A 26,757-nucleotide genomic window follows, 5' to 3' on the forward strand; every position below is an offset into this window, starting at 1 on the left:
CGGCACATGAATTAAGGAGTTGTTCATGGTTTCGCGATTCGCCACGACGTCTGCCGTTGCTGTTTCCCTCGCACTGCTGGCGACTGCGCCGGCGCATGCAGTTGTGGCGTTCGATTCGTCGGCCGCTGGTGCCCTGCAGGCGATGCGCGAGCTGAACCTCATGGTTTTCAATGACTACAGCTCATCGGGCCAGGAGGTAGAGGGCAAGACCTTCATCGGTGGCAATGCCAACAGCAATGCCAATTGGGGCATCGGCAATGGCTCGCAGGGCGGCGCGGTGTCGTCGCGGCCGACGCTGACGGTCGTGGGCAATGCCAATCTTGGCGGCCAGCTCAACAATGGCTCGAACGGTGGCAGCGGCAATGTGGGGACGCCGGCCGGAGTGACCGTTGGTGGCAATCTGAGCAACCTCAACATGAACGCGCAGAATGCGACGCTGAAGGTTGGTGGTTCCGCGAGCAACGTCAACGGATCTTCGGGATCGACGATCCAGGTGGGTGGTGCCACGTCGGGCAATTTCAACCTCAACGGTGCCACGCTGAGTGCCAATCTGGGCCCGAGCTTCACCCAGCCACTGGTCAATTCGCTGACGGCGGAACGCTCGGCGTTGATCGCGGGCTTCACCGCGCTCTCGTCGCAGCTTGCGGCCTATGAGTGGGAGGGCAACCCCAACACCATCACCCAGGGCGGGCAGGGGGCAATCTTCAACGTTGCCGACAGCAGCAACGGGTATGCGCTGTTCACCATCAACGCCGCCGACGTCGGCAACCAGATTGCCTTCAACCTCGTCGGGCCGGTGCAGCCGATCGTCATCAATGTGCTCGGCACGGGGACGATCGACTGGAATGCCAATGCTGTCACCGGCACCATCAATCCGCGCGACCTGAACCCGTGGATCATCTGGAACTTCGTCGAAGCCACTGCGATCAATTTCAACCGGCAGTTTCATGGCAGCGTGCTTGCAGTGAACGCGGCGCTCAACATCACCCAGGTCCTCGAGGGCAGCGTGATCGGCAAGAGTGCGACGCAGAGTGCCGAAATCCATCTCGGCACCTATGCCGGCGGCAACATCCTGATGGAGCCGATCCCCGAGCCCGCGAGCTGGGCAATGATGATCGCCGGCTTCGGTCTGGTGGGCGCCACGATGCGGCGCCGGCGTGTCATCCGGTCGGTGGTTGCCGCGGCCTGAGGCTGGGAGCCAGTCGCACGGCTTCGCCGGGCGCCGTGTCCGGCCCCGGCAGCGGCGTCGGCAAGTCTCCGCGTGCGGCGCGGATGATGGCGCGGCGGATGCGCGGATAGGTGCCGCAACGGCAGAGGTTGGTGATCTCCGCATCGATATCGGCGGGTGTCGGCTCGGGCTTGGCCTTGATGAGTGCTGCCGCCGCCATGATCATGCCTGACTGGCAGAAGCCGCACTGGGGAACCTGCTCGGCGATCCAGGCCTGCTGGATGGGGTGTGAGCGATCGTCCGACAGGCCTTCGATCGTGGTGACGAAGGTGCCTTCCAGCGCGCCGATGGTGACCTGGCATGAGCGGGTGGCGATGCCATCGACATGGACGGTGCAGGCGCCGCACAGCCCGGCGCCGCAACCATATTTGGTGCCGGTGAGGTTGGCGGCATCGCGCAGTGCCCAAAGCAGCGGCGTGTCGGGAGAAAGCTTGAACTCGACCGGCGAGTTGTTGATGGTGAAGCGCGTCATGCGAACAAGCCTGTAGCCGAGGGGATGCCAAGATGGAACTGACCACGCTCGAGTATCGCGTCGAGGGGCCGATCGCCGAGGTGACGATGTGCCGACCGGCCGAACTCAACACGATGAACAAGGCGTTCTGGACCGAGTTGATCGAGGTGTTCAAGGCGATCGACGCCGAGCCTTCGATCCGCGCCGTGATCGTGGCGTCGAGCGGCAAGCACTTCACCGCGGGGCTCGACCTGGGCTGGGCGGGGGCGACGGGCCATGACCCGGATGCCGATGCGGGGCGGGCGCGCGAGGCGTTTCGCCGGCATATTCTGGAGATGCAGGAGACGTTCAACGTCGTCGATCGCTGCCGGGTGCCGGTGATCGCGGTGGTGCAGGGCGGCTGCATCGGCGGCGGTGTGGATTTCGTCACGGCGTGCGACATCCGCATCGGCACCGAGAACTGCTTCTTCACGGTGCAGGAAGTGAACATCGCCATCGTTGCCGACGTCGGCACGCTGCAGCGGCTGCCGCATCTGCTGCCGCAGGGGCTGGTGCGCGAGCTCGCCTATACCGGGCGGCGCTTTGCGGCGGCGGAAGCCAAGCACTGGGGGTTCCTCAACCGGGTCGAGGAAGACCATGGCGCCGCCATGGCGAGCGCACGGGCGATGGCGCACGAGATTGCCGGCAAATCGCCGTTGGCGGTGACGGGCATCAAGCGTGTGCTCAACCATGGCCGCGACCACAGCATCGAGGATGGGCTGGAATATGTGGCGCTCTGGAATGCCGCGATGCTGCAGGGCGAGGATGTGCCCAAGGCGGTGAAGGCGCAGATGGCGCGGCAGAACGCGGCTTTTGCCGATTTGAAGGGTTGAAATCGGGGGGGCGCGACGTCAAGGCCGCTTGCCCGCTGCGCTGCATCGCGTCATAGACGGCCCAGCAAAAGACCGGATAGTCCGGCCTCGATTTTCGAAGGGCCTTTATGCGCACTCTTTCGCGCGCTCTGCGTTTCTCATCGATGACCCTGGCAGCAGGCTGGGCTATGGCTGCGCGAGCGCAAACCGATGCCCCGGTGGCAGCGCCGGTCGAGACGGTGACGACCACCGCCATTCCCTCTGCCGGCCCCGTGTATGTGGCGCCCGATGCAGCCTATGGCCAGCCGCTGGGTGGCTGGGACATGCAGGCGCCGGTCACCGAGCTTGGTCGGCAGGCGTATGACCTGACCTTTTACCTGCTCAACCCGATGATGGCGGCAGTAGCGATCTTCGTGCTGATCCTGCTGCTCTATGCCATGTGGCGCTTCCGCGCTTCGGCCAATCCGGTGGCGAGCAAGACCAGCCACAACACCACGATCGAGTTCATCTGGACGGCGGCGCCGGTGCTGCTGCTGGCGATCATCGCGGTGCCAAGCTTCCGGCTGCTGGCCGACCAATATGATCCGCCCGCGGCCGACCTCACGATCAAGGCAACGGGCCATCAATGGTATTGGGAGTATGAGTATCCCGACCAGGGCGGCTTCAGCTTCGATGCAGTGATGCTGACCGATACCGAATCGGCGGAACGCGGCAGCCCCAAGCTGCTCGACACCGACAATCGCGTCGTGGTGCCGGTGGGGGCCACGGTTAAGATTCTGACCACGGCATCGGACGTGATGCACAGCTTCGCGATGCCGAGTTTCTGGGTGAAGATGGACGCCGTGCCTGGCCGCATCAATGAAACCTGGTTCAAGGTCGAGCGCGAGGGCGTGTATTTCGGCCAGTGTTCGGAACTTTGCGGCACCAAGCACGCATTCATGCCGATCGCCATCGAGGTGGTGAGCCAGCCGCGTTTCGATGCCTGGATCGCTGCCAAACAGGCCGAGAACGGCATCACGCCCGAGCTGGCCGAAGCGCCGGCTGCTGCCGTGGTGCCCGTTACTGCCACCGATACACCTGCCGCGGCACCTGCCGCCGCCACCACTGCCGCGGCGCCTGCCGCAGCACCTGCCGCTTGAGAGGGACGACAATGGCAAACCCGAGCGCGCTTGCTGGCCACCAGGACCATGCGCATGACGACCACGCCGACCACAAGCTGGGCTTCATCCAGCGCTGGTTGTTCTCGACCAATCACAAGGACATCGGCACCCTCTACCTGATCTTCGCGATCATCGCCGGCACGATCGGCGGAGCGATCTCGGGCATCATGCGGCTCGAGTTGGCGGCGCCGGGGATCCAGTATCTGACCTGGTTCACCGACGGCAATCTCGATGCCAGCTATCATCTGTGGAATGTGTTCATCACCGGCCATGGCCTCATCATGGTGTTCTTCACCGTGATGCCCGCGATGATCGGCGGCTTCGGCAACTGGTTCGTGCCGATCATGATCGGCGCGCCCGATATGGCGTTCCCGCGCATGAACAATGTGTCGTTCTGGCTGCTGGTGCCTTCGTTCCTGCTGCTGTGCGGGTCGATGTTCGTCGAGGGGCCTGCGGGCTTTAACGGCGCGGGTACGGGCTGGACGGTTTATCCGCCGCTCTCGACGCAGGGCCATCCCGGACCTGCCGTCGACATGGCGATCCTGTCGCTCCACATCGCAGGTGCCTCCTCGATTCTTGGGGCGATCAATTTCATCACCACCATTCTCAACATGCGCGCACCGGGCATGACGCTCCACAAGATGCCGCTGTTCGTGTGGTCGGTGCTGGTGACCGCCTTCCTGCTGCTGCTGTCGCTTCCGGTGCTGGCGGGTGCCATCACCATGCTGCTGACCGACCGCAACTTCGGCACGCACTTCTTCACGGCCGATGGCGGGGGTGACCCGGTTCTCTACCAGCATCTGTTCTGGTTCTTCGGCCACCCCGAGGTCTACATCCTCATTCTGCCGGGGTTCGGCATGGTGAGCCAGATCATCAGCACCTTCTCGAAGAAGCCGGTGTTCGGGTATCTGGGCATGGCCTATGCCATGGTGGCGATCGGCTTCATCGGCTTCCTGGTGTGGGCGCACCACATGTTCACCGCCGGTCTGGATGTGAACACCAAGATGTACTTCACTGCCGCCACCATGATCATCGCGGTGCCGACCGGCATCAAGATCTTCTCGTGGATCGCAACGATGTGGGGCGGCTCGATGACCTATGAGACCCCGATGCTCTGGGCGATCGGCTTCATCTTCATGTTCACCGTCGGTGGCGTGACGGGTGTCATCCTCGCCAATGGTGGTGTCGATACCTATTTCCACGACACCTATTATGTGGTGGCGCACTTCCACTATGTGCTGTCGCTGGGCGCCGTATTCGCCATCTTTGCCGGCTTCTATTATTGGTTCGGCAAGATGAGCGGCAAGCCTTACAACGAGTTCCTCGGCAAGCTGCACTTCTGGGTGTTTTTCATCGGCGTGAACATCATGTTCTTCCCGATGCACTTCCTGGGTGCCGATGGCATGCCGCGCCGCATTCCCGACTATCCGGAGATGTATGCCTATTGGAACCAGATTGCCTCGTTCGGCTATGCCGTGATGGGTGTGGGCATGCTGATCTTCTTCCTCAACCTCGTCGTCTCGCTTTCGAGCCGTCGCCGGGTGGAAGGCAATTACTGGGGTGAAGGCGCCACGACGCTGGAATGGACGCTGAGCTCGCCTCCGCCGTTCCACCAGTTCGAGACGCTGCCTGTCATCAAATAAGGCCGTGGGCGGCAGGGGGCGGTGCCTCCTGCCGCTGCGGATAGGGTTATGAACACAGCACAGACCAGCGAGCCGCTTTCGACGGCTCCGGTGACGGCATTCGCCGATTGGCGCGATTACTTTGCCTTGCTCAAGCCGCGTGTGATGACCCTGGTCATCTTCACGGCCGCCTGCGCGATGGTGGCCGCCCCCGGCCAGCTGCATCCGTTCCTGGCGTTCGTGTCGGTGCTGTGCGTGGCGGTGGCGGCCGGTGCCGCGGGTGCGCTCAACCAATGGTATGAGGCCGATATCGACGCGCTGATGAAGCGCACGGCCAACCGCCCGCTTCCCGCCGGCCGGCTTGCTGCTGGCGAGGCGCTGACCTTCGGGATCGTGCTGTCGGTGGGCAGCGTCATGATCATGGGCTTGGCGCTCAACTGGGTCGCTGCGGCGTGGCTGGCGGTTTCGATCGGCTTTTACGTGTTCGTCTACACGATGTGGCTCAAGCGCCGCACGCCGCAGAACATCGTGATCGGCGGTGCTGCCGGGGCGTTTCCGGTGCTGGTGGGCTGGGCATCGGTGGCGGGAGACACGCCGCTGATGGCCTGGGTGCTGTTCGGAATCATCTTCCTGTGGACCCCGCCGCACTTCTGGGCGTTGGCACTGTTCATGGAAGCCGATTATTCCAAGGCCGGGGTGCCGATGTTGCCCGTGACGCATGGACTTGCCGAAACGCGGCGGCAGATCCTCTGGTATTCGTTCGCGCTGGTCGCTTGCACGCTGGTGCCGCTGCCGGGGATCACCGGGCTGGCGGGCTGGGCCTATGGATCGACGGCGATTTTCACCGGAGCACTGTTCATTGCCTTTGCGGTGCAGGTGTATCGCAGCACGTCCGTCTCCTCGGCCGAGATGTTCGCGGAGAAGCGATTGTTCAAGTTCAGCCTGTTCTACCTGGCCTCGCTGTTCGGCGCGCTTGTCGCCGATGTGTGGCTGGCATGACCGATCCTGCTCTGTGGAGCGCCGCCGAGCGCGCGGCCTTCGACGCGCGGCGGCGCTCGCGCAACCTGGCGCTGGGGATCTTGCTGGCCGCGCTGACGGTGCTGTTCTTCGGCATCACCATGGTGCGGATGGTGCCGCCCTCGGGTGAGGTTCAGGCAAAGCTGCAGGCCCAGAAGCCGGGCTGGGACGGCCGATGACGACGCAGCTCGAGATTGCCAAGCGCCGGACGGGGTGGCTGGCTGCGCTTGGGGCGGTGTCGATGATCGGGGCGGCCTATGCGGCGGTGCCGCTCTACCGGCTGTTCTGCCAGGTGACGGGCTATAATGGCACGGTGAGCCGCGCCGATGCATCGAGCTTGCCCGATGCGGCGCGCGTGCAGGCGCTTGGCGGGCAGATGATTCGCATCCGTTTCGATGCCACCACCGCTGCCGGGCTGCCGTGGCGGTTCAAGCCCAGGCAGATCACCAACGACATCAAGATCGGCGAGAAGGCGCTCGCTTATTATACCGCGACCAACACGAGTGCGAAGACGATCGTGGGGCGGGCGACCTATAATGTGTCGCCCGACACCGCGGGGCAATACTTCCGCAAGATCGAGTGTTTCTGCTTTACCGAGCAATCCTTGGCACCGGGGCAGACGGTGGAGATGCCGGTCATCTACTATATCGATCCGGCGATCCTCGATGATCCGAGCGCCAACCGCATTTCGGAGATCACGCTGTCATACACCTTCTTCCCGCAGGCGGATTAGCGGGTGCTGGACAGCGGGTATCCGGGCGGCGTAAGCGACACCCACTTCGCAGTTGCGGCAGAACGCCGCGAGCGCGAGCAAGACATGATGATCAGGAAGGGCTGACAATGGCCGGCGGCAAGACGCACGATTTCCACATTCTCAATCCCTCGCCGTGGCCATTGGCGATGTCCGCCGCGATGCTGGTGATGGCCGCGGGTGCGATTGGCTGGATGCACGAGATGGCCTGGGGGCAGCTGGCCTTCTGGCCCGGCATGGGCGGCGTGGTGGCGTGCTTCTATTTCTGGTGGCGCTCGGTGGTTCGCGAAGCGAATGGCGGCGACCATACGCCAGTGGTGCAGCTGCACCACCGCTACGGGATGATCCTGTTCATCGCGTCGGAAGTCATGTTCTTCGTTGCCTGGTTCTGGGCCTATTTCAACGCTGCGCTTTATCCATCGAGCCATGAGACGGTGGGCGGGGTGTGGCCGCCGAGTGGCATCGAGGTGCTCGATCCGTTCGTCTATCCCCTGCTGAACACGCTGATCCTGCTGCTTTCGGGCACCACCGTCACCTGGGCGCATCATGCGATGATCCATGATGACCGCAAGGGGCTGAAGCAGGGGCTGTGGCTGACCGTGGCGCTGGGTCTGCTCTTCTCGACGGTGCAGGCCTATGAGTATCATCATGCCAGTTTCGGCATGGACAGCAGCATCTACGGCGCCACCTTCTATATGGCGACGGGCTTCCATGGCTTTCACGTCGTGGTGGGGACGATCTTCCTGATGGTGTGCCTGGCGCGCGTCTATCAGGGTGACTTCACCTCGAAGCAGCATTTCGGCTTCGAGGCGGCGGCCTGGTACTGGCACTTCGTCGATGTGGTGTGGCTGTTCCTGTTCATCGCCATCTATGTGTGGGGCTCCAACTTCGGCGCCGCCGTACTCAAGACCGCGTTTGGCTGATCTGCCGCCTCGCAGTGCGGTGCAGCATGGCCTGCGAGGCCGCTGCCCGCGCTGCGGCGAAGGCGCGCTTTTTGCCGGGCCGGTGGCTTATGCGCCGGCGTGCACGGCATGCGGGCTCGATTATTCCAGCTTCAATGTGGGCGACGGGGCGGCGGCCTTCCTGATCCTGATCGTGGGTGCTGTCATCACCGGGCTGGCGTTGTGGCTCGAGTTGAGCCGCGAGCCGCCCTGGTGGGTGCATGCGCTGCTGTGGCTCCCGCTGACGCTAGGGCTTTCGCTCGGGCTGATGCGGCTGGCGAAGGGCGTGTTGCTGGGAATCGAGTATCAGCAGGACGCGCGCGAGGGGCGGCAATGACGGCACGGCGTGTGCCGATTCTGGCGACGCTGCTGGTTTTTGCGCTCACCGCCTTTCTGGTCAGCCTTGGCGTGTGGCAGCTGCAGCGCGCGGCGTGGAAGGCCGATCTTGTCACCAAGCTGGAGGCCGCTCCCGACCAGCCGCTGTTGGGGCCGACCGACTTCTACGAGAGCATGGTCGGCCTCAGGAGCGTGCAATATCGCCGCGCGCAACATGTCTGCCGTCCGGGGACGGTCCGTCCCTATGACCTGAAGGGCGGCAGCAACCGCAGTGGGCAGGGCGGCTTTCTGGTGCTCGTCTCGTGCCGGCCGAACGACAAGCCGCCCGATATCGTGGTGGTGGCGGGATGGACGCGAAGTGCCCGCGCCATGGAGGCGAGCTATACCGTCGACACGATGTTCGAAGGGCTGGTGATCGAACGCCCTTATGGCGATGAGCCCGACCGCCCGCACTTCATGCTGATCCCGACGACCGCCATCCCCGGCCTGCAGCCTTCGCGACTGCCTTCGGCGCGGGACTTGCCGGACAATCACCTTGCTTATGCAGGACAGTGGTTCGGCTTGGCGGCGGCGATGCTGGCGATTTATGGGCTGGTGCTGCGGCGGCGGGCGAAGGCGTTGCCGGGGTGAGCGGCTGGTGGCCGCGCCTGTAAGGTCTTGCATCACCATCGCTGTTCCATCACGCGCGAATCGGCGCTAGGCGGGGGCATGGATTATGTCAGCACGCGCGGGAGCGCTCCCGTTCTGGATTTTGCGAGTGTCACGCTGGCCGGATTGGCGAGTGATGGCGGGCTTTATGTGCCGCGGGATTGGCCGGTTCTGAGCCGGGACGAGATCGCGGACCTGGCGGGGCTGGATTATGTCGAGACGGCGGTGCGGGTGTGTGCGCCGTTTGTGGGGGATGTGCTCGGTGAGGCGGAGCTGCGGTCGTTGCTCGGGCGGGCTTATGCGAGCTTCAGCCATGCAGCGACAGTGCCGCTGGTGCAGCTCGATGGGCAGCATTGGTTGCTGGAGCTTTTTCATGGGCCGACACTCGCCTTCAAGGATGTGGCGATGCAGGCGCTGGGGCAACTGTTCGAGCGGTTCCTGAGTGGCTCGGGGCGGCATCTGACGGTGATCGGGGCGACTTCGGGGGATACGGGGTCGGCGGCGATCAATGCGCTTGCCGGAGTCGAGGGGGTGGAGGTGTTCATGCTCCATCCGAAGGGCCGGGTGTCCGATGTGCAGCGGCGGCAGATGACGACGGTGCTGACGCCGAATGTGCACAACATCGCCATCGAGGGCAGCTTCGATGATGCGCAGGCACTGGTGAAGGCGATGTTCAACGACGCTTCGTTCGCGCGGCGGTTCCCACTTTCGGCGGTGAACAGCATCAACTGGGCGCGGCTGATGCTGCAGATCGTCTATTATTTTTATGCGGCGGTGCGGCTTGGCGCGCCCGAGCGGGCGGTGGCGTTTTCGGTGCCGACGGGCAATTTCGGCGATGTGTTTGCCGGCTATGTGGCGAGCCGGATGGGACTGCCGATCGAGCGGCTGGTGGTGGCGACCAACGAGAACGACATTCTGCACCGGGCGCTGAGTGCCGGCGATTATTCGGTGGGCCAGGTGGCGCCGACGAGCAGCCCTTCGATGGATATCCAGGTGAGCAGCAACTTCGAGCGGCTGTTGTTCGACCTGCATGGGCGTGATGGTGCCGCACTGGCGGCAACGATGCAGGGCTTCGAGGCGACGCGCGCGATGGCAGTTCCGGATGCGATGCGCGGCGAGGCTTCTGCGCTGTTTGCCAGCGCGCGAGTGGATGTGGACAGCATGGCGCAGACGCTGCGATGGGCGCAGGACAAGTGCGGGCAGATCATCGATCCGCACACGGCGATCGGGTTGGCGGCGGCGAAGCGGCATGTGGGGGCCGCACCCATGGTGACGCTGGCGACGGCACACCCGGCGAAGTTCCGCGATGCGGTGGAGCGGGCGTGCGGCATTCGGCCGGCACTACCGGCGCGGGTGGCGGGGCTGTTCGACCGCGAGGAGCGTTATGCGGTGCTGCCGGCCGAGCTGGGTGCTGTGCAGGCGTTCATTGCCGAGCGGGCGCGGCCGGCGGACGCGGTGGCGGCATGAGGGTGCCGTTGATCGGCGTGACGCGCCATGGGCTGCGGGTGGCAACGTGCGAAGTGGCGGGGGTAGAGACGGTGGCGATCAACCTGCTCGCCGACACGGGTGCCCGCTATGAAAGCGAGGCGTTGAACGGGGTGGCGCACCTGTTCGAGCATATGGTGTTCAAGGGCTCGATGCGGCGCTCGGCGCGCGAGATTGCCGAAGCGATCGAGGATGTGGGCGGGCAGCTGAATGCCTGGACCTCGCGCGACATGACGGCGTTTCATGCGCGCGTGCTGGCGCGCGACCTGCCGCTGGGATTGGACCTGATCGCCGACATGCTCGGGGACCCGCGCTTCGACGAGGAGGAGCTGGTCCGGGAGAAGCATGTGGTGCTGCAGGAGCTGGGCGAGGCGCGCGATACGCCCGACGACATCGTGTTCGACCATCTGCAGGAGGCGGCGTTTCCAGGGCAGGCGCTGGGGCGGTCGATCCTGGGGAGCGAGGACAGCCTGGAGCGGATCACGGCCGCTGATCTGCGCAGCTGGCGCGATTCGCATTATCAGCCGGGGCAGCTGACGCTGGTGGTGGCGGGCAAGGCCGAGCATGATGCAGTGATGCGGCTGGCCGAGGCGGCGTTCGTGCCGGCGGGGACGCCCGGCGTGCGCGCGGCGGCGGAGGCGGTGCGTTTTTCGGCCGGTACGGCGGCAGACCATCGCAAGGCCGAGCAGGCGCAGCTGACGATGGGGCTGCCGGCACCCGGCTACCATGATGCGACGCATGATGCGGCGGTGCTCTTCACGATGGCAGTGGGGGGCGGCATGTCTTCGCGGCTGTTCCAGGATGTGCGCGAGGCGCGGGGGCTGGCCTATTCGGTGAGTGCAGCTGTTTCGCCCTATGCCGATGGCGGGTTGATGAGCGTGCATGCGGCGTGTGCGAAGGACCAGGCTGCTGCGGCGCGGGCGCTGATCGACGAGGTGCTGGCGGGTGCCGTGCAAACGCTGAGCACGGCCGAGCTCGAGCGGGCGCGGGCGCAGGCGGTGGCGGGGCTGCTGATGGCGCTGGAAAGCCCGACCGGCCAGGCGGATTATGCAGCGCGGCAGCTGGTGATCCACGGGCGTTTCCTCGAGCCTTGCGAAGTGATCGCGCGGCTGGAGGCGGTGAGCGTGGACGAGGCGCGCGCGGCGGGGGCGGCAATGCTTGCCCATGCGCCGGCGCGGGCGGAGATCGGGGCCGGAGCGAAACGTCGGAAGGCGGCATGAGCTGGGATGGAACGCTGAGCCTGCTCGTGACCGAGCCCTGGTCAGATTATGGGCTGGTCGATTCGGGCGGGGGCAGGAAGCTCGAGCGCTATGGACCGTATCGCTTCATCCGGCCCGAGCCTCAGGCGATGTGGACGCCGGCGGCGGCGGAATGGGAGGCCGATGGCGAGTTTCTGGGCGGCAGCGACGAAGAGGGCGGCGGGCGCTGGCAGCTCGTGCCGCGGGTGCCGCCGCGCTGGGACCTTGCGCGCGGGGCGGTGCGCTTTCATGCGGCCAACACGCCGTTCCGGCATCTGGGGTTCTTTCCCGACATGGCGGTGCAGTGGGATTTCATGGAAGCGCGGATGGGGGCGGGCCGCAGCTTCCTCAACGTGTTCGGCTATACCGGGCTCGCCAGCCTGATCGCGGCGGCGGCGGGGGCGACGGTGACGCATGTCGATGCGAGCAAGAAGGCAGTGGCGGCGGCGAAGGACAATGCGGTGCTCTCGGGCCTCGCCGAAGCGCCGGTGCGCTGGCTGGTGGATGATGCGCTGAAGTTTCTGCGGCGCGAGGTGCGGCGCGGCAACCGCTACCATGGGCTGATGCTCGATCCGCCGAAGTACGGGCGGGGCCCCGATGGCGAGATCTGGAGCCTGGAGCGCGATCTGCCCGAGCTCGTGCAGCTGGCGCGGCAGCTGGTGGCCGACGACGGATTCGTGATCCTGACCGTCTATGCGATCCGGATGAGTGCGGTGGCGCTGGCAGGGCTGGTGGCCGAGCATTTTGCGCCGCTGGGCGGGCGGATCGAAGTGGGGGACATGGCGGTGCGCGAGGAGGTGCGGGGCACACTGCTGCCGACGGCGATCTTTGCGCGATGGTCGGCAGGGTGACGGAAAAGGGCCACCCCTTGCGGGGCGGCCCTTCCTTGGCTCGGGCTTTGCGCGAACGTGCTCACATATGGGCGAGCGTCGACTTTTCGCGCGACGAGCTGTGCCCGCCGTTGCGATAGAGGATGTCGAGCGCCTGGTCCTCCGAGATGTTCTCAGCGGTGGTGTCGACAGCAATGAAGATGCTGCCAGTTTCGATCCGTTCGCCGTAATAGACCGAATCTTCCTCGTTGACGCCGTGCTTCTTGAGGTTCTCGTTCAGGCCGCCAGCGGCAGCACCTGCGACGGCACCGACAGCCATGGCTTCGGGAACGACCGAGGCAGCAATGACGCCGGCAGCCGCGAGCGGGCCGACGCCGGGGATGGCGAGGGCGGCGACGCCGAGACCGGCACCGAGGGCACCGCCGCCGAGCAGGCCACGGAGCAGGTTGCTGCCACCTTCGTCGGTGACTTCACCGGAGCCACTGGTGGTGCGGTTCTTGCCATCGTGGCGGGCGATGACCGACAGTGAGGAGTCTTCCACGCCGGCCTGGCGAAGCTCGCCAAGGGCGCGGTTGGCTTCGGCTTCGGTGTCGAAGATTGCAGATGCGATGAACTTTGCCATGGGATTGTTCCTCCGGGTTGCTTGTGCTGTTAAAAGCGATCGGCAGCATCCGGGGTTCCGCTCAAAAGCGATTTTGGGCGATTTTCGGGCAATTTTCGAGCGCTGGTCGGCTAGCGGCGACAGGCCTTGACGGACTGTGGTGCTTTGGGTGGGCCGAGTTTGAACACCGCGAGATAGCCGGCTGCGAGGTCGGTGATCTTGACCAGTTCATAGCCCACGGCGCGAACCTCGCAGACGAGCAGATCGCGCGGCATGCCATGATTTTCGGGATCGCGATCGAGGTCGACGATGGCGATGCGGCCGCCGGGCTTGAGGCTGGTGCGCAGCCGGTGGAGCAGCGCATAGGGCTGGGTGATCTCGTGGTACATGTGCACCATGAGCGCCACGTCGACGCTGCCGGCAGGCAGGCGCGGGTTACTCTGGGTGCCGCGCACGAAGCGGACGTTGGTGAGCTTCTCCTCGCGCACGCGCCTGGCAAGTGCATCGAGATAGCGCTTCACCACATCCTGTGCCAGCACCTGGCCCTGCGGGCCGACGGCAGCGCTGAGCCTTGTGGTGTAATAGCCCGAGCCGGCGCCGATATCGGCGACGGTCATGCCCGGCTTGATGCCGGCGGCGGCCGTGACGGCTGCGAACTCGCCGGCACTGTCCCGCGATGGTTCATTGTCCCAGGCCGGGCTGACAATGCGGGCGACAGGTCGGCCGGGGGGTGGCAGCCCGGGCGATGGCTGTTGTGTCTGGGCGGTGGCGGCGCTGCTCATGGCGAACGCGCCGATGATGCAGGCGAATCGGACGATAAGCATGAGTGCCGCCTAGCCGATTGCGAAGACCTTGGCCATTGTTGTGTGCGGCGCCAAAGGGCGGGGTTCAGGCGATTTTCAGGCGTGTTTCACGCGGGGCGACGGCCGGGACGGACGGGCTCCGGCGTGTCGGCGCCGGTGACGGCAAGGCTGCGAAGCCGGCTGAGCTCGCCTTGGAAGTTGTTGAGATCGCGTCCTGAAAGCTGGGTGCCGCCGATGAACTTCAAGGTCATCGGGTTGACTGGCTTGCCCTTCAGCCAGACTTCATAGTGCAGATGCGGGCCGGTGGAGACGCCGGTGGAGCCGACATGGCCGATGACCTGGCCCTGCGAGACCTGCTGCCCGCTTTTTACGGCGAAGCGCGACATGTGCGCATAGGCGGTGGCGAGGCCGCCCGAATGCTGGAGGCGGATATAATTGCCATGGCCGCCGTGGGGGCCGACGAAGGCGACCTTGCCGGCGGCGGCGGCAAAAATGGGCGCACCGTGGCGAGCGCCGAAATCGACGCCCTGGTGCATGCGCGAATAGGCGAGCAGCGGGTGGAAGCGCATGCCGAACGCCGAGGTGAGGCGGGCGCCATCGACCGGGGTGCGCATCAGCCCCTTGCGCGCCGATTCACCGGTCTGTCGGAACCATTCCTGGCGGCCGCCGAATTTGTGTCGGGCGACTTCCAGCTTCTCCTTGCCGGCGCGGTCGAGGGCTGCATAGACCATGCCGCCGTAGCGCACTTCGCCGGTTTCGGCACGATCGCGTTCGACGATGATGTCGAACCGGTCTTTCTTGCCGACGCCGCGCTGCATGTCGACGACATAGCCCATCACACGCCGGTATTCGGCCGCGGCACTTGCCGGCACGCCGGCGCTGCGCAACGCGCGGTCGAGCCCGCCGGCGACCAGCCCGTTGACGCGGAGCGGGGTGGAATCGATCTTGATCGGAATGCGTTTGAGCACCAGTGCGCCATCGACGCGGCTGACGGCGACCCGCAGATCGAAGGCGGCGCGCAAGCCCATCAGCTCGAGCGGGCGCGGCATGCTGCGCGTTTCCCGCCGGCCGAGCACGAGGTCGATGTCGGTGGCGGAGGGGATGGCGGACGCATTGACGACGCCGCGCAGCAGGCCCTCGACGGCATCGATGTCGGACGCACCGACGCCGGCGCGCTTGAGGGTGGCCCCGAGGCTGCGACCGCGCACGGTTCGCGCCGTAAGCTCGATCCGCGGGCGCTCGGGAATTTCGGCAAGCGGCACCACCAGGGCAGGATCGGGGCGGGTGGTGGCGCCGGTGCGGCCGCCGAAGGCGAGGGGTGCGATGAACTGCCCGCTGAGCGCCTCGCGCTGGCTGGGGGTGAGCGGCGCGCGGCCGGCGGCGGGGATGAGCGGCACATCGAGCGCCAGCGTGATGGCAGTGCCGCAGAGCAGCAGGCAGGAGGTGAGCCCGAGCCACCAGTGGCGGGTGCCGATGCCGGCGCCCAGGTCGGTGGAGAGGTCGGTGCCGAGGGCGAGGCCGGCGGCGGCTTCCCGCCAGCGGCCGAGGCGGGCGCGGGCCACGGGAACGCCCGGCCAGCGGACGGTCGCCGGTTGCAACATGCCGGCCGACAGCGGCCGAATGGCTCCCGCCGTCTGCGCGCCCGCGCCTTGCAATTGTGGCTGAAACAAACCGGACCCCCCCAGTAAGGTCGCTTTCAAGGTGATGAAATCATTTGTCCACGCTCCCCGGCGTGTCAACGCTGCAACGATTCACCGACAAAGTTATGCGGTGAAGCGATTGTCTTCATACGGTCACTTGCGGAGCGATTCGGGTTGTGACAGCTTGTTCTCGACCACGTTCCCAAAAGGACACGATGATCCAACCGGGTTTGACCTTTGTCCCCGACCTTGCCGCAGCAGCGGCTGCGCGTTTCTGCCGCTTCGCCCTGTCGCAAATCGCGGGCTTGGGGTGCTTGTACCCTGCGGCGCGCTTCGCCAGATTGGTGGGGTGATGCGTGCATCCCTCCCGCAGCAGAGCCGTCGTCTGGCTGGCAGCGGCTTTGGTGGCCCCGATGGCAGCAAGATCGTTGCCGTGCTTGGCCCCACCAACACCGGAAAGACGCACCTTGCGGTCGAGAGGCTGTGTGCTCATGCCAGCGGCATGATCGGCTTTCCACTGCGGCTGCTGGCGCGCGAGGTTTATGACCGGGTGGTGGCGATCAAGGGTGCCGGCGAGGTGGCGCTGATCACGGGCGAGGAGAAGATCGTGCCGCCGGGCGCGCGCTGGTTCCTGTGCACGATGGAATCGATGCCGCTCGATCGGGAGGTGGCGTTTGTCGGAATCGACGAGGCGCAGCTGGGTGCGGACCCCGAGCGCGGGCATGTGTTCACCCAGCGGCTGCTGCATTGCCGGGGCTATGCCGAGACGATGATCCTGGGGGCGGAGACGCTGCGGCCGCTCATTCGCAAGCTTCTGCCGGAGGCCGAGATCATCACCCGGCCGCGCTTTTCCACCCTGTCCTATGCCGGCGCCAAGAAACTTTCCCGGTTGCCGCGGCGCTCGGCGATCGTCGCTTTCACTGCCACCGAAGTCTATGCGCTGGCCGAAATGCTGCGACGGCAGAAGGGGGGGGCGGCGGTGGTGATGGGCAGCCTGTCCCCACGCACGCGCAACGCCCAGGTGGCGATGTATCAATCGGGCGAGGTCGATTATCTGGTGGCGACCGATGCGATCGGCATGGGGCTCAACATGGATATTGCCCATGTCGCCTTTGCCAGCCTGTCGAAGTTCGATGGCAAGCGCCACCGACGGTTGCGGCTGGCGGAGATGGCGCAGATTGCCGGGCGCGCCGGGCGGTATCAGAAGGATGGCACGTTCGGCACGGTGCAGCTGGGCACCCAGGCGGCAGCGAGCTTCTCGCCCGAGGAGATCGAGGGGCTGGAGGCGCATCATTTCGAGCCGCTGAGCCAGCTCGTGTGGCGCAATGCAGCGCTCGACCACACGAACTTGCAGCGCTTCATCGCCAGCCTCGATGCGCGGTCGCCGCATCCGGAACTGCAGCGCGGCGAGGATGCGATCGATCTGGCGGTGCTGAAGTCTCTGGCTGTCGAGCCCTGGGTGATGGAGCGGCTGGGGGGAAAACTGTCTGGACCGCGCGGGGTGGCGCGGCTGTGGGCGGCGTGCGGCCTGCCGGATTATCGCAAGACCGGGCCCGAGCAGCATGGGGCGCTGGTGGCGCGGGTTTTCCGGCACCTGTCCGAAGGCGATGGTCATTTGCCCGACGCGTGGATCGCGTCGGAACTGGCGCACCTCGACCGGGTTTCAGGAGATGTGGAGACCATCGCCAATCGCATCGCATCGGCACGCACCTGGACCTATGTGGCGCACCGGCCGGATTGGCTCGCCAATCCGCTGCACTGGGCCGAGCGGGCCCGCGCGGTGGAGGAACGGCTTTCCGATGCGCTGCACCTGGCGCTGACGCAGCGCTTCGTCGACCGGCGCACGGCGGTGTTGCTCAAGGATTTGAAGGTGCGCGGCGGCGAGCAGCGGGTGGAGATCGATTCCGATGGTGCTGTGGCGGTGGAAGGCGAGGTGATCGGCCGGATCGACGGTTTCCATTTCTCGCCCGATCCGCTGGCGCGCGCCGGCGAGCAGCGGATGCTGCTGGCGGCGGCGGAGCGTTATCTGGTGCATGTGCTCTCGAAGCGTGCGCGGGCGCTTGGCGAGGCGGGGGACAGCGCCTTTGTCCTGCAATTTGCCGGCGAGATGCCGCCGCGTCTGCTTTGGGATGGCGCGCGGGTGGCGACATTGCGCAAGGGCCGCGATGCGCTGAGCCCGCGGTTGCAACTGGACCGGGCGCTGGGCGCCCTGGCGCCGGCAGACAGGGCGGTTGTGCAGGAACGGTTGGAGGGGTGGCTGGCGACGGCGACAGCGCAGGCGCTGGGGCCGCTGGTGCGACTGTCCGAACGGGCGAGCGGCATGTCGCCGGCGGCGCGCGGGCTGGTGGTGCGACTGGTGGAGACCTTGGGCGTGTTGCCGCGCGATGCCGCCGAAGACCAGCTGGCAGCGCTTGGCCGGGCCGACCGGCAGGGGCTGGCGGCGGCGGGCGCGCGGCTGGGGGTTACGCATGTGTTCGTGCCGGCGTTGCTGCGCCCGGAGCCGACGCGCTGGCGGCTGGCGCTCTGGGCGGTGTGGACCGAGCAGAAGGCGCTGCCGCTGCTGCCGCCGCCCGGGCGGGTGAGCCTTTCGGTCGAGGATGGCTGGCCGGCGGGATTTCTGGAGACGGCGGGATTCTGGCGGATCGGCGCGCAGGCGGTGCGGATCGACATTGTCGACCGGCTGGCGCGCGCGATTCATGGCCGGCGCGAGGGGCGTGTGCCCTTTGTGCCCGATCCGCACTGGGCGGCATCGGCAGGGCTTTCGCACGATGGGTTGGCGCGGCTGCTGCGGGCTCTTGGCTACAAGCCGCAGCTGGTCGACGGAACACAGCATTTTGCCTGGAAGGGGCAGGCGCGGGGACAGCGTCGTCCCGAGGCTTCCGTGACGGCAGAAAACGATGGCGCGCGTGATGCCGGGGTGCGCGCGCCCTCGCCCTTCAGCATCCTGGCAGATGTGCGCTTTGCGGACGTTCGGCAGCAGCCGGCGCGCCAGCGTTCGAGATAGCGAAAGGCAGGTTCGATTTGGTCTATGGCGCAGCACTCCGGCTCGACAAGTGGCTCTGGTTTTCGCGGCTGGCGAAATCGAGGAACGCGGCGAAGGACTTGTGCGAAAGCCGAAGACTGCGGATCGATGGACGGGTGGTGGAGCGCGCCTCGGCGCTGGTGCGGGCAGGGCAGGTGCTGAGCTTTCCCGAACGCGACCAGGTGGTTGTGGTGCGGGTGAATGGACTGGCGGAGCGGCGCGGACCCTTTGCCGAAGCGCGGCTGATGTACACTGATCTCGGGTGTCCGGGTGCGGAAGATGCGGACGGGTGTGACGGCATGATGCAAGGCGGCGTGCCCATCTCGCTCCATCATGCCCCATTGACGTCGACGGCAGCGGCGTTCTAGCAGCACGGCGTTTGGGGCGCGCGGCCGGCAAGGGCAGCGGCTCGTCATGTTGAAGCAAGGGAACCGCTCAATGGCCTATGTCGTCACCGAAGCCTGCATCAAGTGCAAGTACATGGATTGTGTCGAAGTGTGCCCGGTCGACTGCTTCTATGAAGGCGAGACGATGGTGGTGATCAATCCGAACGAGTGCATCGATTGCGGGGTGTGCGAGCCGGAGTGCCCTGCCGAAGCCATCCTGCCCGACACCGAGGGTGGCCTCGAGAAGTGGATGGAGCTGAACGCCAGCTATTCGGCAAAATGGCCGAACATCACCGTGAAGGGCGAGACGCCGGACGACGCCGATTCGCACAAGGGCGAAGAAGGCAAGTTCGACAAGTATTTTACAGCCACGCCCGGTGAAGGCAGCTGAAAAGCGCGGACCTGACCTGAGAAAGGCGCAGCAACAGTCCGTTTCGGCGCCTTTTTCGTGCCTTTAACGGTTGCTTGCATAAGCATCCCCGCTCGGACAGTAGAATTATGGCGGATTTGCTGCTATACCGTGCCGGTGATGGAAACCGCTCCCTCGCAGGTCGCACATGCGTTGGTCAGACACTCGCCAAGGGTGCCGATCGCCGCATGAGAAAAGGCAAGAGCTAACGCGTCACATCCGGATCCCCAGATGTTTTCTGATCATCCCCGCCTTTGTGGCGTGGGAGCAGAACCTCGGATTGTCCGGACAGGCGCAAGAAAGGAAGAGACATCCATGGTGATCGCCAAGCCGCTCGGCTTCGAAGTCGGTGATTATGTCGTTTATCCCAAGCATGGCGTTGGCCGTGTCGTTGAACTCCAGAGGTCCGAAATTGCCGGCACGGTGCTGGAACTGTTCGTGCTGCGGTTCGAAAAGGAAAGGATGACGCTCCGCGTGCCCACCAACAAGGCGGAGAGCGTCGGCATGCGCAAGCTTTCCAGCCAGGCGACCCTGTCCGAAGCGCTTACCACGCTCAAGGGCAAGCCGCGGATCAAGCGGACCATGTGGTCCAGGCGTGCGCAGGAATATGAAGCCAAGATCAACTCGGGTGACCTCGTGTCGATCGCCGAGGTTGTGCGCGACCTTCACCGCGCCGAGGACCAGCCCGAACAGAGCTATTCCGAACGGCAGATCTACGAAGCCGCCATCGGTCGGCTGGCGCGCGAGCTTGCCGCGATGGAGAACATCGATGAGCCGGCGGCACAGTTGAAGATCGAACAGGTGCTGAAGGCCGCCTGACGCTGAAAGCCGGGGGGCGCACAGCATTGAGCCAACCGAATATCGGCACCGACATCGTGGCCCCGCCCGCTGGGATTTCCAGCGGGCGGGGTTTCACGCTTTTCAAGGGACTGGTCTACACGCTGCTCGTGATCAATGCGGGGCTGCTCTACGCGATGGCGAGTTGGCGCGAAGTGACCGAGCAGACGGGATGGCTGATGATCCTGGCAGCGTTCGAGTGGAACAGCCGCGGGTTGGGGCATCGCAGCGACGGACGCAGGCATCATGTCCCGGTGACGCTCGAACTTGTCGGCTACGCGCTCGCGCTGTTCTGCTGGGGCGCCTATGCCATGGCCGGCGAGTGGCAGGACCTGGCCAACGCGACGCTCTGGCTGCTGATCGCGGCGGCCCTTGCCTATGATCTGCATGTGCCGGGGCGATACGGCAGCTGGGCATGGCGACTGCGCAACGCGACAAAGGCCGGACTCTATCTGGGCGTAGCCGGGATCGCCCTCGGTTGGGGGCTGGACGGGGAGTGGCTGGAGTTGTGGGATGCCATGCTCTGGCTGGTGTGCTTCTTTGTCATCGAGCTGAAGATTTTCGATTTCGAGAATGGCCTGCGGCTGAAAACGCGGCGCTGATCGGCCTTGCCGGAATGGCTGTATTGTGCATATAGGACACGCGGGTCATTCAGGGGTCTAATCCATGCGAATTCTGCCGGGTCTTGCCGCTGTAGGAACGGCGTCGGTTCTTGCAGCCTCCTTGCTGGTGGCGCGCTTTGCGCCGGCGGCGGCGGCCGAGCGCGGGTACAGCGTGCCCGCCTTCGACCGCATCGTGCTGGCAGGTGCGGCGGATGTGGATTTTCGCGCCGGGCCACGGGTGACCGTGACGGCCTCGGGCAATGACCTGGCGCTCGGGCGGCTCGATATCAGCGTGAAGGACGGCGCGCTCGTGATCGGACAGAAGCGGGGTGGCGCGATGCTCGGCAAGGTCAAGGTGCGGGTGACCGGCCCGGCGCCGCGCGCGGGAACGATTTCGGGCAGCGGACGGCTGGCGTTCGACAGGGTGAGTGCCGAGCGCTTCGATGCGCTGGTTTCGGGCTCGGGTGACCTCGACGTGGCGGCCATGCAGGCGCGGAATGCGGACTGGCGGCTGTCCGGCTCGGGGTCGATGCACGGGGCCGGGTCCGTGGGGGCGCTGAAGACGGAGATGAGTGGTGCCGGCACCATGGCGCTGGGTGGGCTGGCGGCACGCACATTGACGGCGAGGCTTTCGGGATCGGGCGAGATCGATGCGCGCGCCAGCGAGACCGCGACGATCGAACTGGCCGGTTCGGGCAATATCCGGGTGCGCGGCGGCGCCAAATGCCGATCCCGCAAATCCGGCAGCGGCAATATCGTCTGCGTGCCGTGACTTAACCGAGCCAGTGGCTCACGACGGCTTGCGGATCGGGACGCAGGCGTTCCTCGAGCGGGCGCGTGGCCGTGCCGAGGAAGAAGAAGCCGGCGATCGTTTCGCCGGGTTGCCCGAGTGCGGCGGCAACGGTGGGAGAATAGGCTGCCCAGCCGGTGAGCCAGTTGCCGACATAGCCCAGCGCATGCGCGGCGTTGAGCAGCTGCATGGCGGCTGCGCCCACCGAAAGCTGCTGCTCGCCGAGCGGGATATGGCTCTCCGGCTTGAGCGCGGCGATGAGCACCACGAGCGTGGGGGCGAGGCCTGCAAAGCTGCGCATCGCGTCAAGCTCCTTGGCCGATGCTTCGGGCTTTTCGGCCGAATAGGCATCGACCAGCAGCGCAGCGAGTGCCTCGCGCGCTTGCGGGGGCACCACCACGAAGCGCCAGGGGACAAGCTTGCCATGATCGGGCACGCGCATGGCGGCCCCCAGGATGGTGGCGAGTTCCGGATCGGTGGGGCCGGGGGCTGCGAGTTCGCGCGCCTTGCCCGAGCGGCGCGAGGTGAGCAGGGCGAGGGCGGAGCTGGTGTCGTTGAAGATCATGGAGGGGGAATAGCCGCTGCCTTGCGGCACGGGAAGGGCGGGCCTTGCCGGGTGCGTCACATTGTGGAATGCGAGGCCCAGCGTATCTCCGGCATCGTCGCGCCGGACCAGGAGGGTTTTTCTTGACCGAGAGCAGCGCCGGCAACGGACAAATTGGCGGCGGAATCGTCGACACGCGCCCGCAATGGTTCGGGCATCCGGCGCAGCTGGCGCGGCTGTTCACCACCGAGGCGATGGAGCGCTTCGGCTATTATGGCATGCGCGCGCTGCTGACGCTGTATCTGGCCGACCATTTCCTGTTCTCGGACACCACGACGACGAGCCTTTATGGCGGGTTCACCGCGCTGGTTTACCTGACACCGCTGGTGGGCGGGCTGATCGCGGATCGTTATCTGGGCTCGAAACGGTCGGTGAAATTCGGCGCGATCATGATGGCGTGCGGCTATTTCATCCTGTGCTTCGGGGGTGAGGCGGCGAAGCCCTTCGCCACCATCGACGGCACCCGCTACGAGGTCGTGGTCGAGGGTGCTGACCGGCAGCAATATGTGATCGACGGGGCGAACAAGCTCGCCATCAAGGGCAATGACGATGGCAGCGTGAGCCTGACCGCAGCGGATGGCAGCGTGGCGCGCACCGTCGCCAAGGGCAGTTTTGCTGCGGGCGGGGACCGCGACGCGACCTTCATCACCATCATGCTGATCGGCCTTTCGGCGGTGACGGTCGGCAATGGCTTCTTCAAGCCCAACATCTCGACGATGGTCGGCAGCCTGTATGCGCCCGGTGACCGGCGCCGCGATTCGGGGTTCACCATCTTCTACATGGGCATCAACCTGGGCTCGCTCGCGTCGCAGCTGGCGTGCCCGTTCCTGGCGGATCGCTATGGTTGGTGGGCAGGCTTTCTGCTGGCTGCGATCGGCATGACGATCAGCTGGGCGCTGATCCAGTTCGCCGGTCCGAAGCTGGCGGGCTATGGGGAGCCGCCGGCGCAGAAGGGGCCCGACCGGACGCTGCTGATTTACGTGGGGGCGATTCTTGCGGTGCCGCTGTTCTGGTTCTTGTTCACCAACCTGATGGATGCGCCCGCACCCACCGCGGGGCAGGGGATCTGGGGGTATATTCTGGGCCTGCCGATCCTGGGCAAGGTGCTGTTCGCGACTTTCCTGCTGTCGGTAATCGGGATTCCGCTCTGGTCGTGGCGGGTGGGCACTCGCCAGGAGTTCCAGATGATGCTGGCGGCGATCGTGCTCATCGTCTTCAACGTCGTGTTCTGGACGCTGTTCGAGCAGGCGGGAAGCTCGCTGACGCTATTTGCCGATCGCAACACCGATCTGTCGATCTTCGGCTTGTTCAGCATCACCGCAGGGCAGACGCAGTTCTTCAACGCGCTCTTCATCGTGCTGCTGGCGCCGGTGTTCGGAGCGCTGTGGCTGGTGCTCGCGAAGCGCGGGCGCGAGCCGGGGATTCCGGTCAAGTTCGGAATGGCGCTGATGGGCGTGGGGGCGGGCTTCCTGTTTCTGGTATGGGGTACGAGCTTTGCCGGGCCGGACTTCAAGGTGGGAATCTGGTGGCTGGCGGGCCTGTATCTCATCCATTCGATGGCGGAATTGCTGATCTCGCCGGTGGGGCTGAGCATGGTGACCAAGCTTTCGATCGCCCGGATCGTGGGGATGATGATGGGGGTGTGGTTCCTGTCGATTTCTTGCGCGCAATATGTGGCCGGCGTGGTGGCGCAGGTGGCGAGCGTGGAGACAGTGGGCGGGCAGGTGACCAATTTGCGGGTCAGCCTCGAGACCTATGCCGGTGTGTTCACGACGATCGGCTGGACCTCGGTGGCGATCGGGCTGGTGCTGCTCGGGCTTTCGCCGCTGATCAAGCGCTGGATGCACGGGGTGAACTGAGGGGGGACTGATGGGGGATTTGGGGCTGCTGATCGTTGCGGTGAGCTTGTTCGTCGGCGGGCATGAACTGCTCTCGCATCCGTTGCGGGCGCCGCTGGTGCGGGCGGTGGGGGAGAAAGGCTTTCTCGGGATCTATGCGGTGGTGGCGCTGGGGTCGCTGTTCTGGGCGGTCGAGCTCTGGAAGGATGTGCCCCCCGACCGGCTGTGGGAGGCGCCCGGATGGGCCTATCTGGCGGCACTTCCGGTGATGTTGCTCGCCTTCATCCTGTTCGTGGGCAGCGTGACGGCGCCCAACCCGGCGCTGATGGGCGGGGGCGTACCGGGTGCGGCAGGGGTGCGCGGCGTGCAGAATATCACCCGTCACCCGATGATGTGGTCGTTTGCGCTCTGGGCGGTAGTGCACATGGTGCTCTCGGCAGACAGCCGGACGCTGGTGCTGGCGGGGGGCATTCTTGTGCTGGCGCTGTTCGGCTCGGCAATGCAGGACGGCAAGAAGCGGGCGGCCGACCCGGGTTATGGAGCGCATATGGCCAGGACGAGCTTCGTGCCTTTTGCCGCACAGCTTTCCGGCCGCGCGCCGCTGGCCTCGGCGTGGCCGGGGGCTGTCGCTTCCGGGGGTGGGCTCTTGCTCTGGGCTGTGGTGTTATGGGCGCATCCGCTGGTGCTGGGTGTGCCGGCATTGCAGCTTGCGAGGTGACCGTGCGGAAGAAGCGTTTTGCCGGCCAGCATGTGTGGATCACCGGCGCCTCGTCGGGGATCGGCCGGGCGCTGGCGCTGGGGTTTGCCGCGGAAGGCGCGAAGTTGCTGCTGTCGGGGCGCAACGAGGCGGCGCTGGCCGAGACGGCGGCTGCATGCGGCGGCGCCGAGGTGCTGGCGTTCGAGGCGACGGCGATGGAGGCGCTGCCGGGAGTGGTCGATGCTGCCCTCGCGCGAATGGGGCATATCGACATCCTGTCGAACAATGCCGGCATCTCGCAGCGCAGCCTGGCGCTCGACACCGAATTCAGCGTCTATCGCGAGCTGATGGAGGTGGATTTCTTCGCGCCGATGCGGCTCTCCCACCTGCTGCTGCCGCACATGGTGGCGCGCAAGCGTGGGGCGCTCATCAACAATGCCTCGATTGCCGGCAAGTTCGGCTCGCCGCTGCGCACCGGCTATTGCGCCGCCAAGCATGCACTGATCGGCTGGTCCGACGCGCTGCGTGCCGAGATCGCGCAATATGGCGTGGCGGTGCATGTGGTGACCGCGGGCTATGTCGCCACTGGCGTGGCGCGCAATGCGCTGACAGGCTCCGGTGTGCCGGTGGGCGAGGGCGATGACCCGGTGAATGACGGGCTGCCTGCGGATGCGGCAGCGAAGATCATCATCGATGGGGTGGCCAAGGGGCAGCGGGAAATTCCGGTCGGCAAGGCCGGTGCGGCCGAAATGGCGATGCTCGACCTGAAGCGTGCCAATCCGGAACAGCTTTTTGACTTCATGGTCGGGTTGGCGCCGAAGGTTGCGCGCTGATGACCGGCATCATGCCGCATCCCCGGATCACTGGTGCCATCCGCTACACCTCGAAGAAGCCCGAACTGCTCGACCAGGAGCGCGGACGCGAGAACTTTGCCTTCACGCGGCATGCCTCGGGGGCGGTGACGCTGCAGGCGCATTGCGAGATCGAGGAGCCACGCCCCACGGTGATGCGCGACATCCTCTACTCGATCGACGCCGAGGGGCGGCCGATGGACTGCCAGATTCGGCTGAGCCTCGATGACGAGTATCTCGGCTCGGGCTGGGTGCGCTTCGACCATGCGACCGGCATGGCGGAATGCGAAAGCCATGGCCCGACGATCGGGCGGCTGCGCCAGGCCATGCCGATTCCGGACGGGCTCGACGGCTTCGGCACGCATCCCATCGTGGGGGATGGCTATCTGACGCGCTGCATGGATTTGTCGAAAGGCCCGCATCGGCGGTTGATCAAGGTGCTGCTGCCGTCGCCCGATCATCGTGGGGCCACGCCGCCGATGCTGGCGCTGGTGACGATCACGCTCGAATATGTGGGGGAGGCGGAACGCACCGTGCCGGCGGGCACGTTCGCGTGCCGGCACTTCCGCTTTGTCGATGAAGGGGCGATGGGTGGCAACCAGCACCCCCCCTATGACATGTGGGTGACGGCGGACGCGGATTCGATCTTCGTCTGTGGTGGTGTGGGCGGCTATATGCAGACCTGGTATGAGCTGGTGTCGCTGACGCGCTAGGGGACGGCGGCTTTTTTTTCGCTTGGAAGCGGCGGCATTCGCGGCTAAGTCTTGGATACAAGTGGAGCGGGCTAAAGACCGCCACTTTTTCGATAGCGACGTTTCAGGGGCAAAGCCGCCATCAGTGGCACGACCGCGCAAGCCGGCATTTGCCGTCGCTTCCCGGTTGCATCACGGCAGGCATCTCCGGAGCAAGCATCGGAACCACCGCCACCAGGCAGGGCCCGACAATCGGGGCCGTCCATCAGGGGACGCGAAGTTGATCAGGAATAACCAGAACCGCAGGCGCCGTGGCGGCAACGGCCCGCGTCCGCAGCAGATGACCGGCGGCAACAATTACGGCAACCGCCTCGACAACCGCCAGCGCGGCAACGCCAGCCAGCTGCTCGAGAAGTATCGGGCGCTG

28 protein-coding genes and 1 pseudogene (1 of these 29 only partly in view) are annotated in these 26,757 nt (G+C 65.7%); 24 read left to right on the plus strand and 5 right to left on the minus strand.

Annotated features, from left to right (window positions below):
* Window positions 1-25: 25 nt before the first annotated feature.
* Window positions 26-1,189 (plus strand): collagen-binding domain-containing protein, encoded by a 1,164-nt coding sequence (locus FHS79_RS08885; protein ID WP_184198642.1) that lies wholly within the window; start codon window positions 26-28, stop codon window positions 1,187-1,189.
* Here the strand turns inward: FHS79_RS08885 and FHS79_RS08890 are convergent.
* Window positions 1,161-1,700: a (2Fe-2S)-binding protein gene (locus FHS79_RS08890; RefSeq protein WP_184198519.1), complete on the minus strand. Its 540-nt coding sequence runs from the start codon at window positions 1,698-1,700 to the stop codon at window positions 1,161-1,163. The two genes, FHS79_RS08885 and FHS79_RS08890, sit on opposite strands and share 29 nt — an antisense overlap.
* 32 nt (window positions 1,701-1,732) lie before the next feature.
* On the opposite strand from FHS79_RS08890, the gene FHS79_RS08895 reads away from it, so the two are divergent.
* From FHS79_RS08895 to FHS79_RS08950, 12 genes are all read left to right on the plus strand, one after another.
* Complete coding sequence (locus tag FHS79_RS08895) at window positions 1,733-2,551, plus strand: crotonase/enoyl-CoA hydratase family protein (RefSeq protein WP_184198523.1); 819 nt, start codon at window positions 1,733-1,735, stop codon at window positions 2,549-2,551.
* A 143-nt stretch (window positions 2,552-2,694) separates the two neighbouring features.
* Window positions 2,695-3,669 carry a cytochrome c oxidase subunit II gene (coxB, locus tag FHS79_RS08900; protein ID WP_184198526.1) on the plus strand — a complete coding sequence of 325 codons (975 nt, stop codon included), beginning with the start codon at window positions 2,695-2,697 and terminating at the stop codon, window positions 3,667-3,669.
* An 11-nt stretch (window positions 3,670-3,680) separates the two neighbouring features.
* Entirely contained in the window at window positions 3,681-5,333 is a 1,653-nt protein-coding gene (ctaD, locus tag FHS79_RS08905) for a cytochrome c oxidase subunit I (RefSeq protein ID WP_184198530.1), read from the plus strand.
* A 48-nt stretch (window positions 5,334-5,381) separates the two neighbouring features.
* Complete coding sequence (locus tag FHS79_RS08910) at window positions 5,382-6,311, plus strand: heme o synthase (RefSeq protein ID WP_184198533.1); 930 nt, start codon at window positions 5,382-5,384, stop codon at window positions 6,309-6,311.
* Window positions 6,308-6,508: a hypothetical protein gene (locus FHS79_RS08915; RefSeq protein WP_184198536.1), complete on the plus strand. Its 201-nt coding sequence runs from the start codon at window positions 6,308-6,310 to the stop codon at window positions 6,506-6,508. The genes FHS79_RS08910 and FHS79_RS08915 overlap by 4 nt, the downstream gene beginning before the upstream one ends.
* Window positions 6,505-7,062, plus strand: coding sequence for a cytochrome c oxidase assembly protein (locus FHS79_RS08920; protein WP_184198539.1), 558 nt, complete (start codon window positions 6,505-6,507; stop codon window positions 7,060-7,062). The genes FHS79_RS08915 and FHS79_RS08920 overlap by 4 nt, the downstream gene beginning before the upstream one ends.
* Before the next feature lie 107 nt (window positions 7,063-7,169).
* Window positions 7,170-8,003, plus strand: coding sequence for a cytochrome c oxidase subunit 3 (locus FHS79_RS08925; RefSeq protein ID WP_184198542.1), 834 nt, complete (start codon window positions 7,170-7,172; stop codon window positions 8,001-8,003).
* Complete coding sequence (locus FHS79_RS08930; RefSeq protein WP_243452777.1) at window positions 7,996-8,358, plus strand: DUF983 domain-containing protein; 363 nt, start codon at window positions 7,996-7,998, stop codon at window positions 8,356-8,358. Before FHS79_RS08925 ends, FHS79_RS08930 begins: the two co-directional genes overlap by 8 nt.
* Complete coding sequence (locus FHS79_RS08935; RefSeq protein WP_184198548.1) at window positions 8,355-8,987, plus strand: SURF1 family cytochrome oxidase biogenesis protein; 633 nt, start codon at window positions 8,355-8,357, stop codon at window positions 8,985-8,987. The genes FHS79_RS08930 and FHS79_RS08935 overlap by 4 nt, the downstream gene beginning before the upstream one ends.
* 78 nt (window positions 8,988-9,065) lie before the next feature.
* Window positions 9,066-10,472: a threonine synthase gene (thrC, locus tag FHS79_RS08940; RefSeq protein WP_184198551.1), complete on the plus strand. Its 1,407-nt coding sequence runs from the start codon at window positions 9,066-9,068 to the stop codon at window positions 10,470-10,472.
* Window positions 10,469-11,710, plus strand: a complete 1,242-nt coding sequence (locus FHS79_RS08945; RefSeq protein ID WP_184198554.1) for a M16 family metallopeptidase — start codon at window positions 10,469-10,471, stop codon at window positions 11,708-11,710. Before thrC ends, FHS79_RS08945 begins: the two co-directional genes overlap by 4 nt.
* Window positions 11,707-12,579 (plus strand): class I SAM-dependent methyltransferase, encoded by an 873-nt coding sequence (locus FHS79_RS08950; RefSeq protein ID WP_184198557.1) that lies wholly within the window; start codon window positions 11,707-11,709, stop codon window positions 12,577-12,579. The genes FHS79_RS08945 and FHS79_RS08950 overlap by 4 nt, the downstream gene beginning before the upstream one ends.
* A gap of 61 nt (window positions 12,580-12,640) precedes the next feature.
* On the opposite strand, the gene FHS79_RS08955 is transcribed toward FHS79_RS08950, so the two are convergent.
* From FHS79_RS08955 to FHS79_RS19310, 3 genes are all read right to left on the minus strand, one after another.
* Window positions 12,641-13,180, minus strand: a complete 540-nt coding sequence (locus tag FHS79_RS08955) for a hypothetical protein (protein ID WP_184198560.1) — start codon at window positions 13,178-13,180, stop codon at window positions 12,641-12,643.
* Between the two features lie 110 nt (window positions 13,181-13,290).
* Window positions 13,291-13,983 (minus strand): methyltransferase domain-containing protein, encoded by a 693-nt coding sequence (locus FHS79_RS08960; protein WP_184198563.1) that lies wholly within the window; start codon window positions 13,981-13,983, stop codon window positions 13,291-13,293.
* Between the two features lie 86 nt (window positions 13,984-14,069).
* Window positions 14,070-15,524, minus strand: a complete 1,455-nt coding sequence (locus FHS79_RS19310) for a peptidoglycan DD-metalloendopeptidase family protein (RefSeq protein ID WP_184198566.1) — start codon at window positions 15,522-15,524, stop codon at window positions 14,070-14,072.
* A 430-nt stretch (window positions 15,525-15,954) separates the two neighbouring features.
* On the opposite strand from FHS79_RS19310, the gene FHS79_RS08970 reads away from it, so the two are divergent.
* From FHS79_RS08970 to FHS79_RS08995, 6 genes are all read left to right on the plus strand, one after another.
* On the plus strand, window positions 15,955-18,606 hold the full coding sequence (locus tag FHS79_RS08970) for a helicase-related protein (RefSeq protein ID WP_184198569.1): 2,652 nt from the start codon (window positions 15,955-15,957) through the stop codon (window positions 18,604-18,606).
* A gap of 17 nt (window positions 18,607-18,623) precedes the next feature.
* Window positions 18,624-18,992 carry an RNA-binding S4 domain-containing protein gene (locus tag FHS79_RS08975; RefSeq protein WP_184198572.1) on the plus strand — a complete coding sequence of 123 codons (369 nt, stop codon included), beginning with the start codon at window positions 18,624-18,626 and terminating at the stop codon, window positions 18,990-18,992.
* A 70-nt stretch (window positions 18,993-19,062) separates the two neighbouring features.
* Window positions 19,063-19,401, plus strand: coding sequence for a ferredoxin FdxA (fdxA, locus tag FHS79_RS08980; RefSeq protein WP_184198575.1), 339 nt, complete (start codon window positions 19,063-19,065; stop codon window positions 19,399-19,401).
* Between the two features lie 336 nt (window positions 19,402-19,737).
* On the plus strand, window positions 19,738-20,238 hold the full coding sequence (locus FHS79_RS08985; protein WP_184198643.1) for a CarD family transcriptional regulator: 501 nt from the start codon (window positions 19,738-19,740) through the stop codon (window positions 20,236-20,238).
* A gap of 26 nt (window positions 20,239-20,264) precedes the next feature.
* A complete protein-coding gene (locus FHS79_RS08990) occupies window positions 20,265-20,858 on the plus strand; it encodes a hypothetical protein (protein WP_184198578.1) in 594 nt (197 codons plus the stop codon).
* 64 nt (window positions 20,859-20,922) lie between these two features.
* Window positions 20,923-21,630: a head GIN domain-containing protein gene (locus tag FHS79_RS08995; RefSeq protein ID WP_184198580.1), complete on the plus strand. Its 708-nt coding sequence runs from the start codon at window positions 20,923-20,925 to the stop codon at window positions 21,628-21,630.
* A 1-nt stretch (window position 21,631) separates the two neighbouring features.
* Here FHS79_RS08995 and FHS79_RS09000 read toward each other — a convergent pair whose 3' ends face one another.
* Window positions 21,632-22,213 (minus strand): nitroreductase family protein, encoded by a 582-nt coding sequence (locus tag FHS79_RS09000; RefSeq protein ID WP_184198584.1) that lies wholly within the window; start codon window positions 22,211-22,213, stop codon window positions 21,632-21,634.
* Window positions 22,214-22,365: 152 nt separating this feature from the next.
* On the opposite strand from FHS79_RS09000, the gene FHS79_RS09005 reads away from it, so the two are divergent.
* The 5 genes and pseudogenes from FHS79_RS09005 to FHS79_RS19430 form a co-directional block, all read left to right on the plus strand.
* A complete protein-coding gene (locus FHS79_RS09005; protein ID WP_341534432.1) occupies window positions 22,366-24,111 on the plus strand; it encodes a peptide MFS transporter in 1,746 nt (581 codons plus the stop codon).
* A gap of 10 nt (window positions 24,112-24,121) precedes the next feature.
* Complete coding sequence (locus FHS79_RS09010; RefSeq protein WP_184198590.1) at window positions 24,122-24,808, plus strand: NnrU family protein; 687 nt, start codon at window positions 24,122-24,124, stop codon at window positions 24,806-24,808.
* Window positions 24,805-25,620, plus strand: a complete 816-nt coding sequence (locus FHS79_RS09015) for an SDR family NAD(P)-dependent oxidoreductase (RefSeq protein ID WP_243453376.1) — start codon at window positions 24,805-24,807, stop codon at window positions 25,618-25,620. The genes FHS79_RS09010 and FHS79_RS09015 overlap by 4 nt, the downstream gene beginning before the upstream one ends.
* The gene (locus FHS79_RS09020; RefSeq protein ID WP_243452779.1) at window positions 25,620-26,351 is read left to right on the plus strand and encodes a hypothetical protein; all 732 of its coding nucleotides are present in this window, start codon (window positions 25,620-25,622) and stop codon (window positions 26,349-26,351) included. The genes FHS79_RS09015 and FHS79_RS09020 overlap by 1 nt, the downstream gene beginning before the upstream one ends.
* A gap of 319 nt (window positions 26,352-26,670) precedes the next feature.
* A pseudogene (locus tag FHS79_RS19430) lies at window positions 26,671-26,757 on the plus strand (DUF4167 domain-containing protein) (its annotated part continues 33 nt past the right edge of the window); the annotation flags it as partial.

The organism is Polymorphobacter multimanifer (genome assembly GCF_014205635.1).
Lineage (GTDB): Bacteria > Pseudomonadota > Alphaproteobacteria > Sphingomonadales > Sphingomonadaceae > Sandarakinorhabdus > Sandarakinorhabdus multimanifer.

What these genes read in the sequence shown, in the direction of transcription:
- FHS79_RS08910 (WP_184198533.1), top strand. Translation starts at nt 5,382, where the DNA reads ATGAACACAGCACAGACCAGCGAGCCGCTTTCGACGGCTCCGGTGACG.
- FHS79_RS09000 (WP_184198584.1), bottom strand. Translation starts at nt 22,213, where the DNA reads ATGATCTTCAACGACACCAGCTCCGCCCTCGCCCTGCTCACCTCGCGC.
- FHS79_RS08945 (WP_184198554.1), top strand. Translation starts at nt 10,469, where the DNA reads ATGAGGGTGCCGTTGATCGGCGTGACGCGCCATGGGCTGCGGGTGGCA.
- thrC (WP_184198551.1), top strand. Translation starts at nt 9,066, where the DNA reads ATGGATTATGTCAGCACGCGCGGGAGCGCTCCCGTTCTGGATTTTGCG.
- FHS79_RS08995 (WP_184198580.1), top strand. Translation starts at nt 20,923, where the DNA reads ATGCGAATTCTGCCGGGTCTTGCCGCTGTAGGAACGGCGTCGGTTCTT.
- FHS79_RS08895 (WP_184198523.1), top strand. Translation starts at nt 1,733, where the DNA reads ATGGAACTGACCACGCTCGAGTATCGCGTCGAGGGGCCGATCGCCGAG.
- coxB (WP_184198526.1), top strand. Translation starts at nt 2,695, where the DNA reads ATGACCCTGGCAGCAGGCTGGGCTATGGCTGCGCGAGCGCAAACCGAT.
- FHS79_RS08955 (WP_184198560.1), bottom strand. Translation starts at nt 13,180, where the DNA reads ATGGCAAAGTTCATCGCATCTGCAATCTTCGACACCGAAGCCGAAGCC.
- FHS79_RS09010 (WP_184198590.1), top strand. Translation starts at nt 24,122, where the DNA reads ATGGGGGATTTGGGGCTGCTGATCGTTGCGGTGAGCTTGTTCGTCGGC.
- fdxA (WP_184198575.1), top strand. Translation starts at nt 19,063, where the DNA reads ATGGCCTATGTCGTCACCGAAGCCTGCATCAAGTGCAAGTACATGGAT.
- ctaD (WP_184198530.1), top strand. Translation starts at nt 3,681, where the DNA reads ATGGCAAACCCGAGCGCGCTTGCTGGCCACCAGGACCATGCGCATGAC.
- FHS79_RS08920 (WP_184198539.1), top strand. Translation starts at nt 6,505, where the DNA reads ATGACGACGCAGCTCGAGATTGCCAAGCGCCGGACGGGGTGGCTGGCT.
- FHS79_RS08935 (WP_184198548.1), top strand. Translation starts at nt 8,355, where the DNA reads ATGACGGCACGGCGTGTGCCGATTCTGGCGACGCTGCTGGTTTTTGCG.
- FHS79_RS08925 (WP_184198542.1), top strand. Translation starts at nt 7,170, where the DNA reads ATGGCCGGCGGCAAGACGCACGATTTCCACATTCTCAATCCCTCGCCG.
- FHS79_RS08960 (WP_184198563.1), bottom strand. Translation starts at nt 13,983, where the DNA reads ATGCTTATCGTCCGATTCGCCTGCATCATCGGCGCGTTCGCCATGAGC.
- FHS79_RS08915 (WP_184198536.1), top strand. Translation starts at nt 6,308, where the DNA reads ATGACCGATCCTGCTCTGTGGAGCGCCGCCGAGCGCGCGGCCTTCGAC.
- FHS79_RS08885 (WP_184198642.1), top strand. Translation starts at nt 26, where the DNA reads ATGGTTTCGCGATTCGCCACGACGTCTGCCGTTGCTGTTTCCCTCGCA.
- FHS79_RS08970 (WP_184198569.1), top strand. Translation starts at nt 15,955, where the DNA reads ATGCGTGCATCCCTCCCGCAGCAGAGCCGTCGTCTGGCTGGCAGCGGC.
- FHS79_RS08950 (WP_184198557.1), top strand. Translation starts at nt 11,707, where the DNA reads ATGAGCTGGGATGGAACGCTGAGCCTGCTCGTGACCGAGCCCTGGTCA.
- FHS79_RS09020 (WP_243452779.1), top strand. Translation starts at nt 25,620, where the DNA reads ATGACCGGCATCATGCCGCATCCCCGGATCACTGGTGCCATCCGCTAC.
- FHS79_RS08890 (WP_184198519.1), bottom strand. Translation starts at nt 1,700, where the DNA reads ATGACGCGCTTCACCATCAACAACTCGCCGGTCGAGTTCAAGCTTTCT.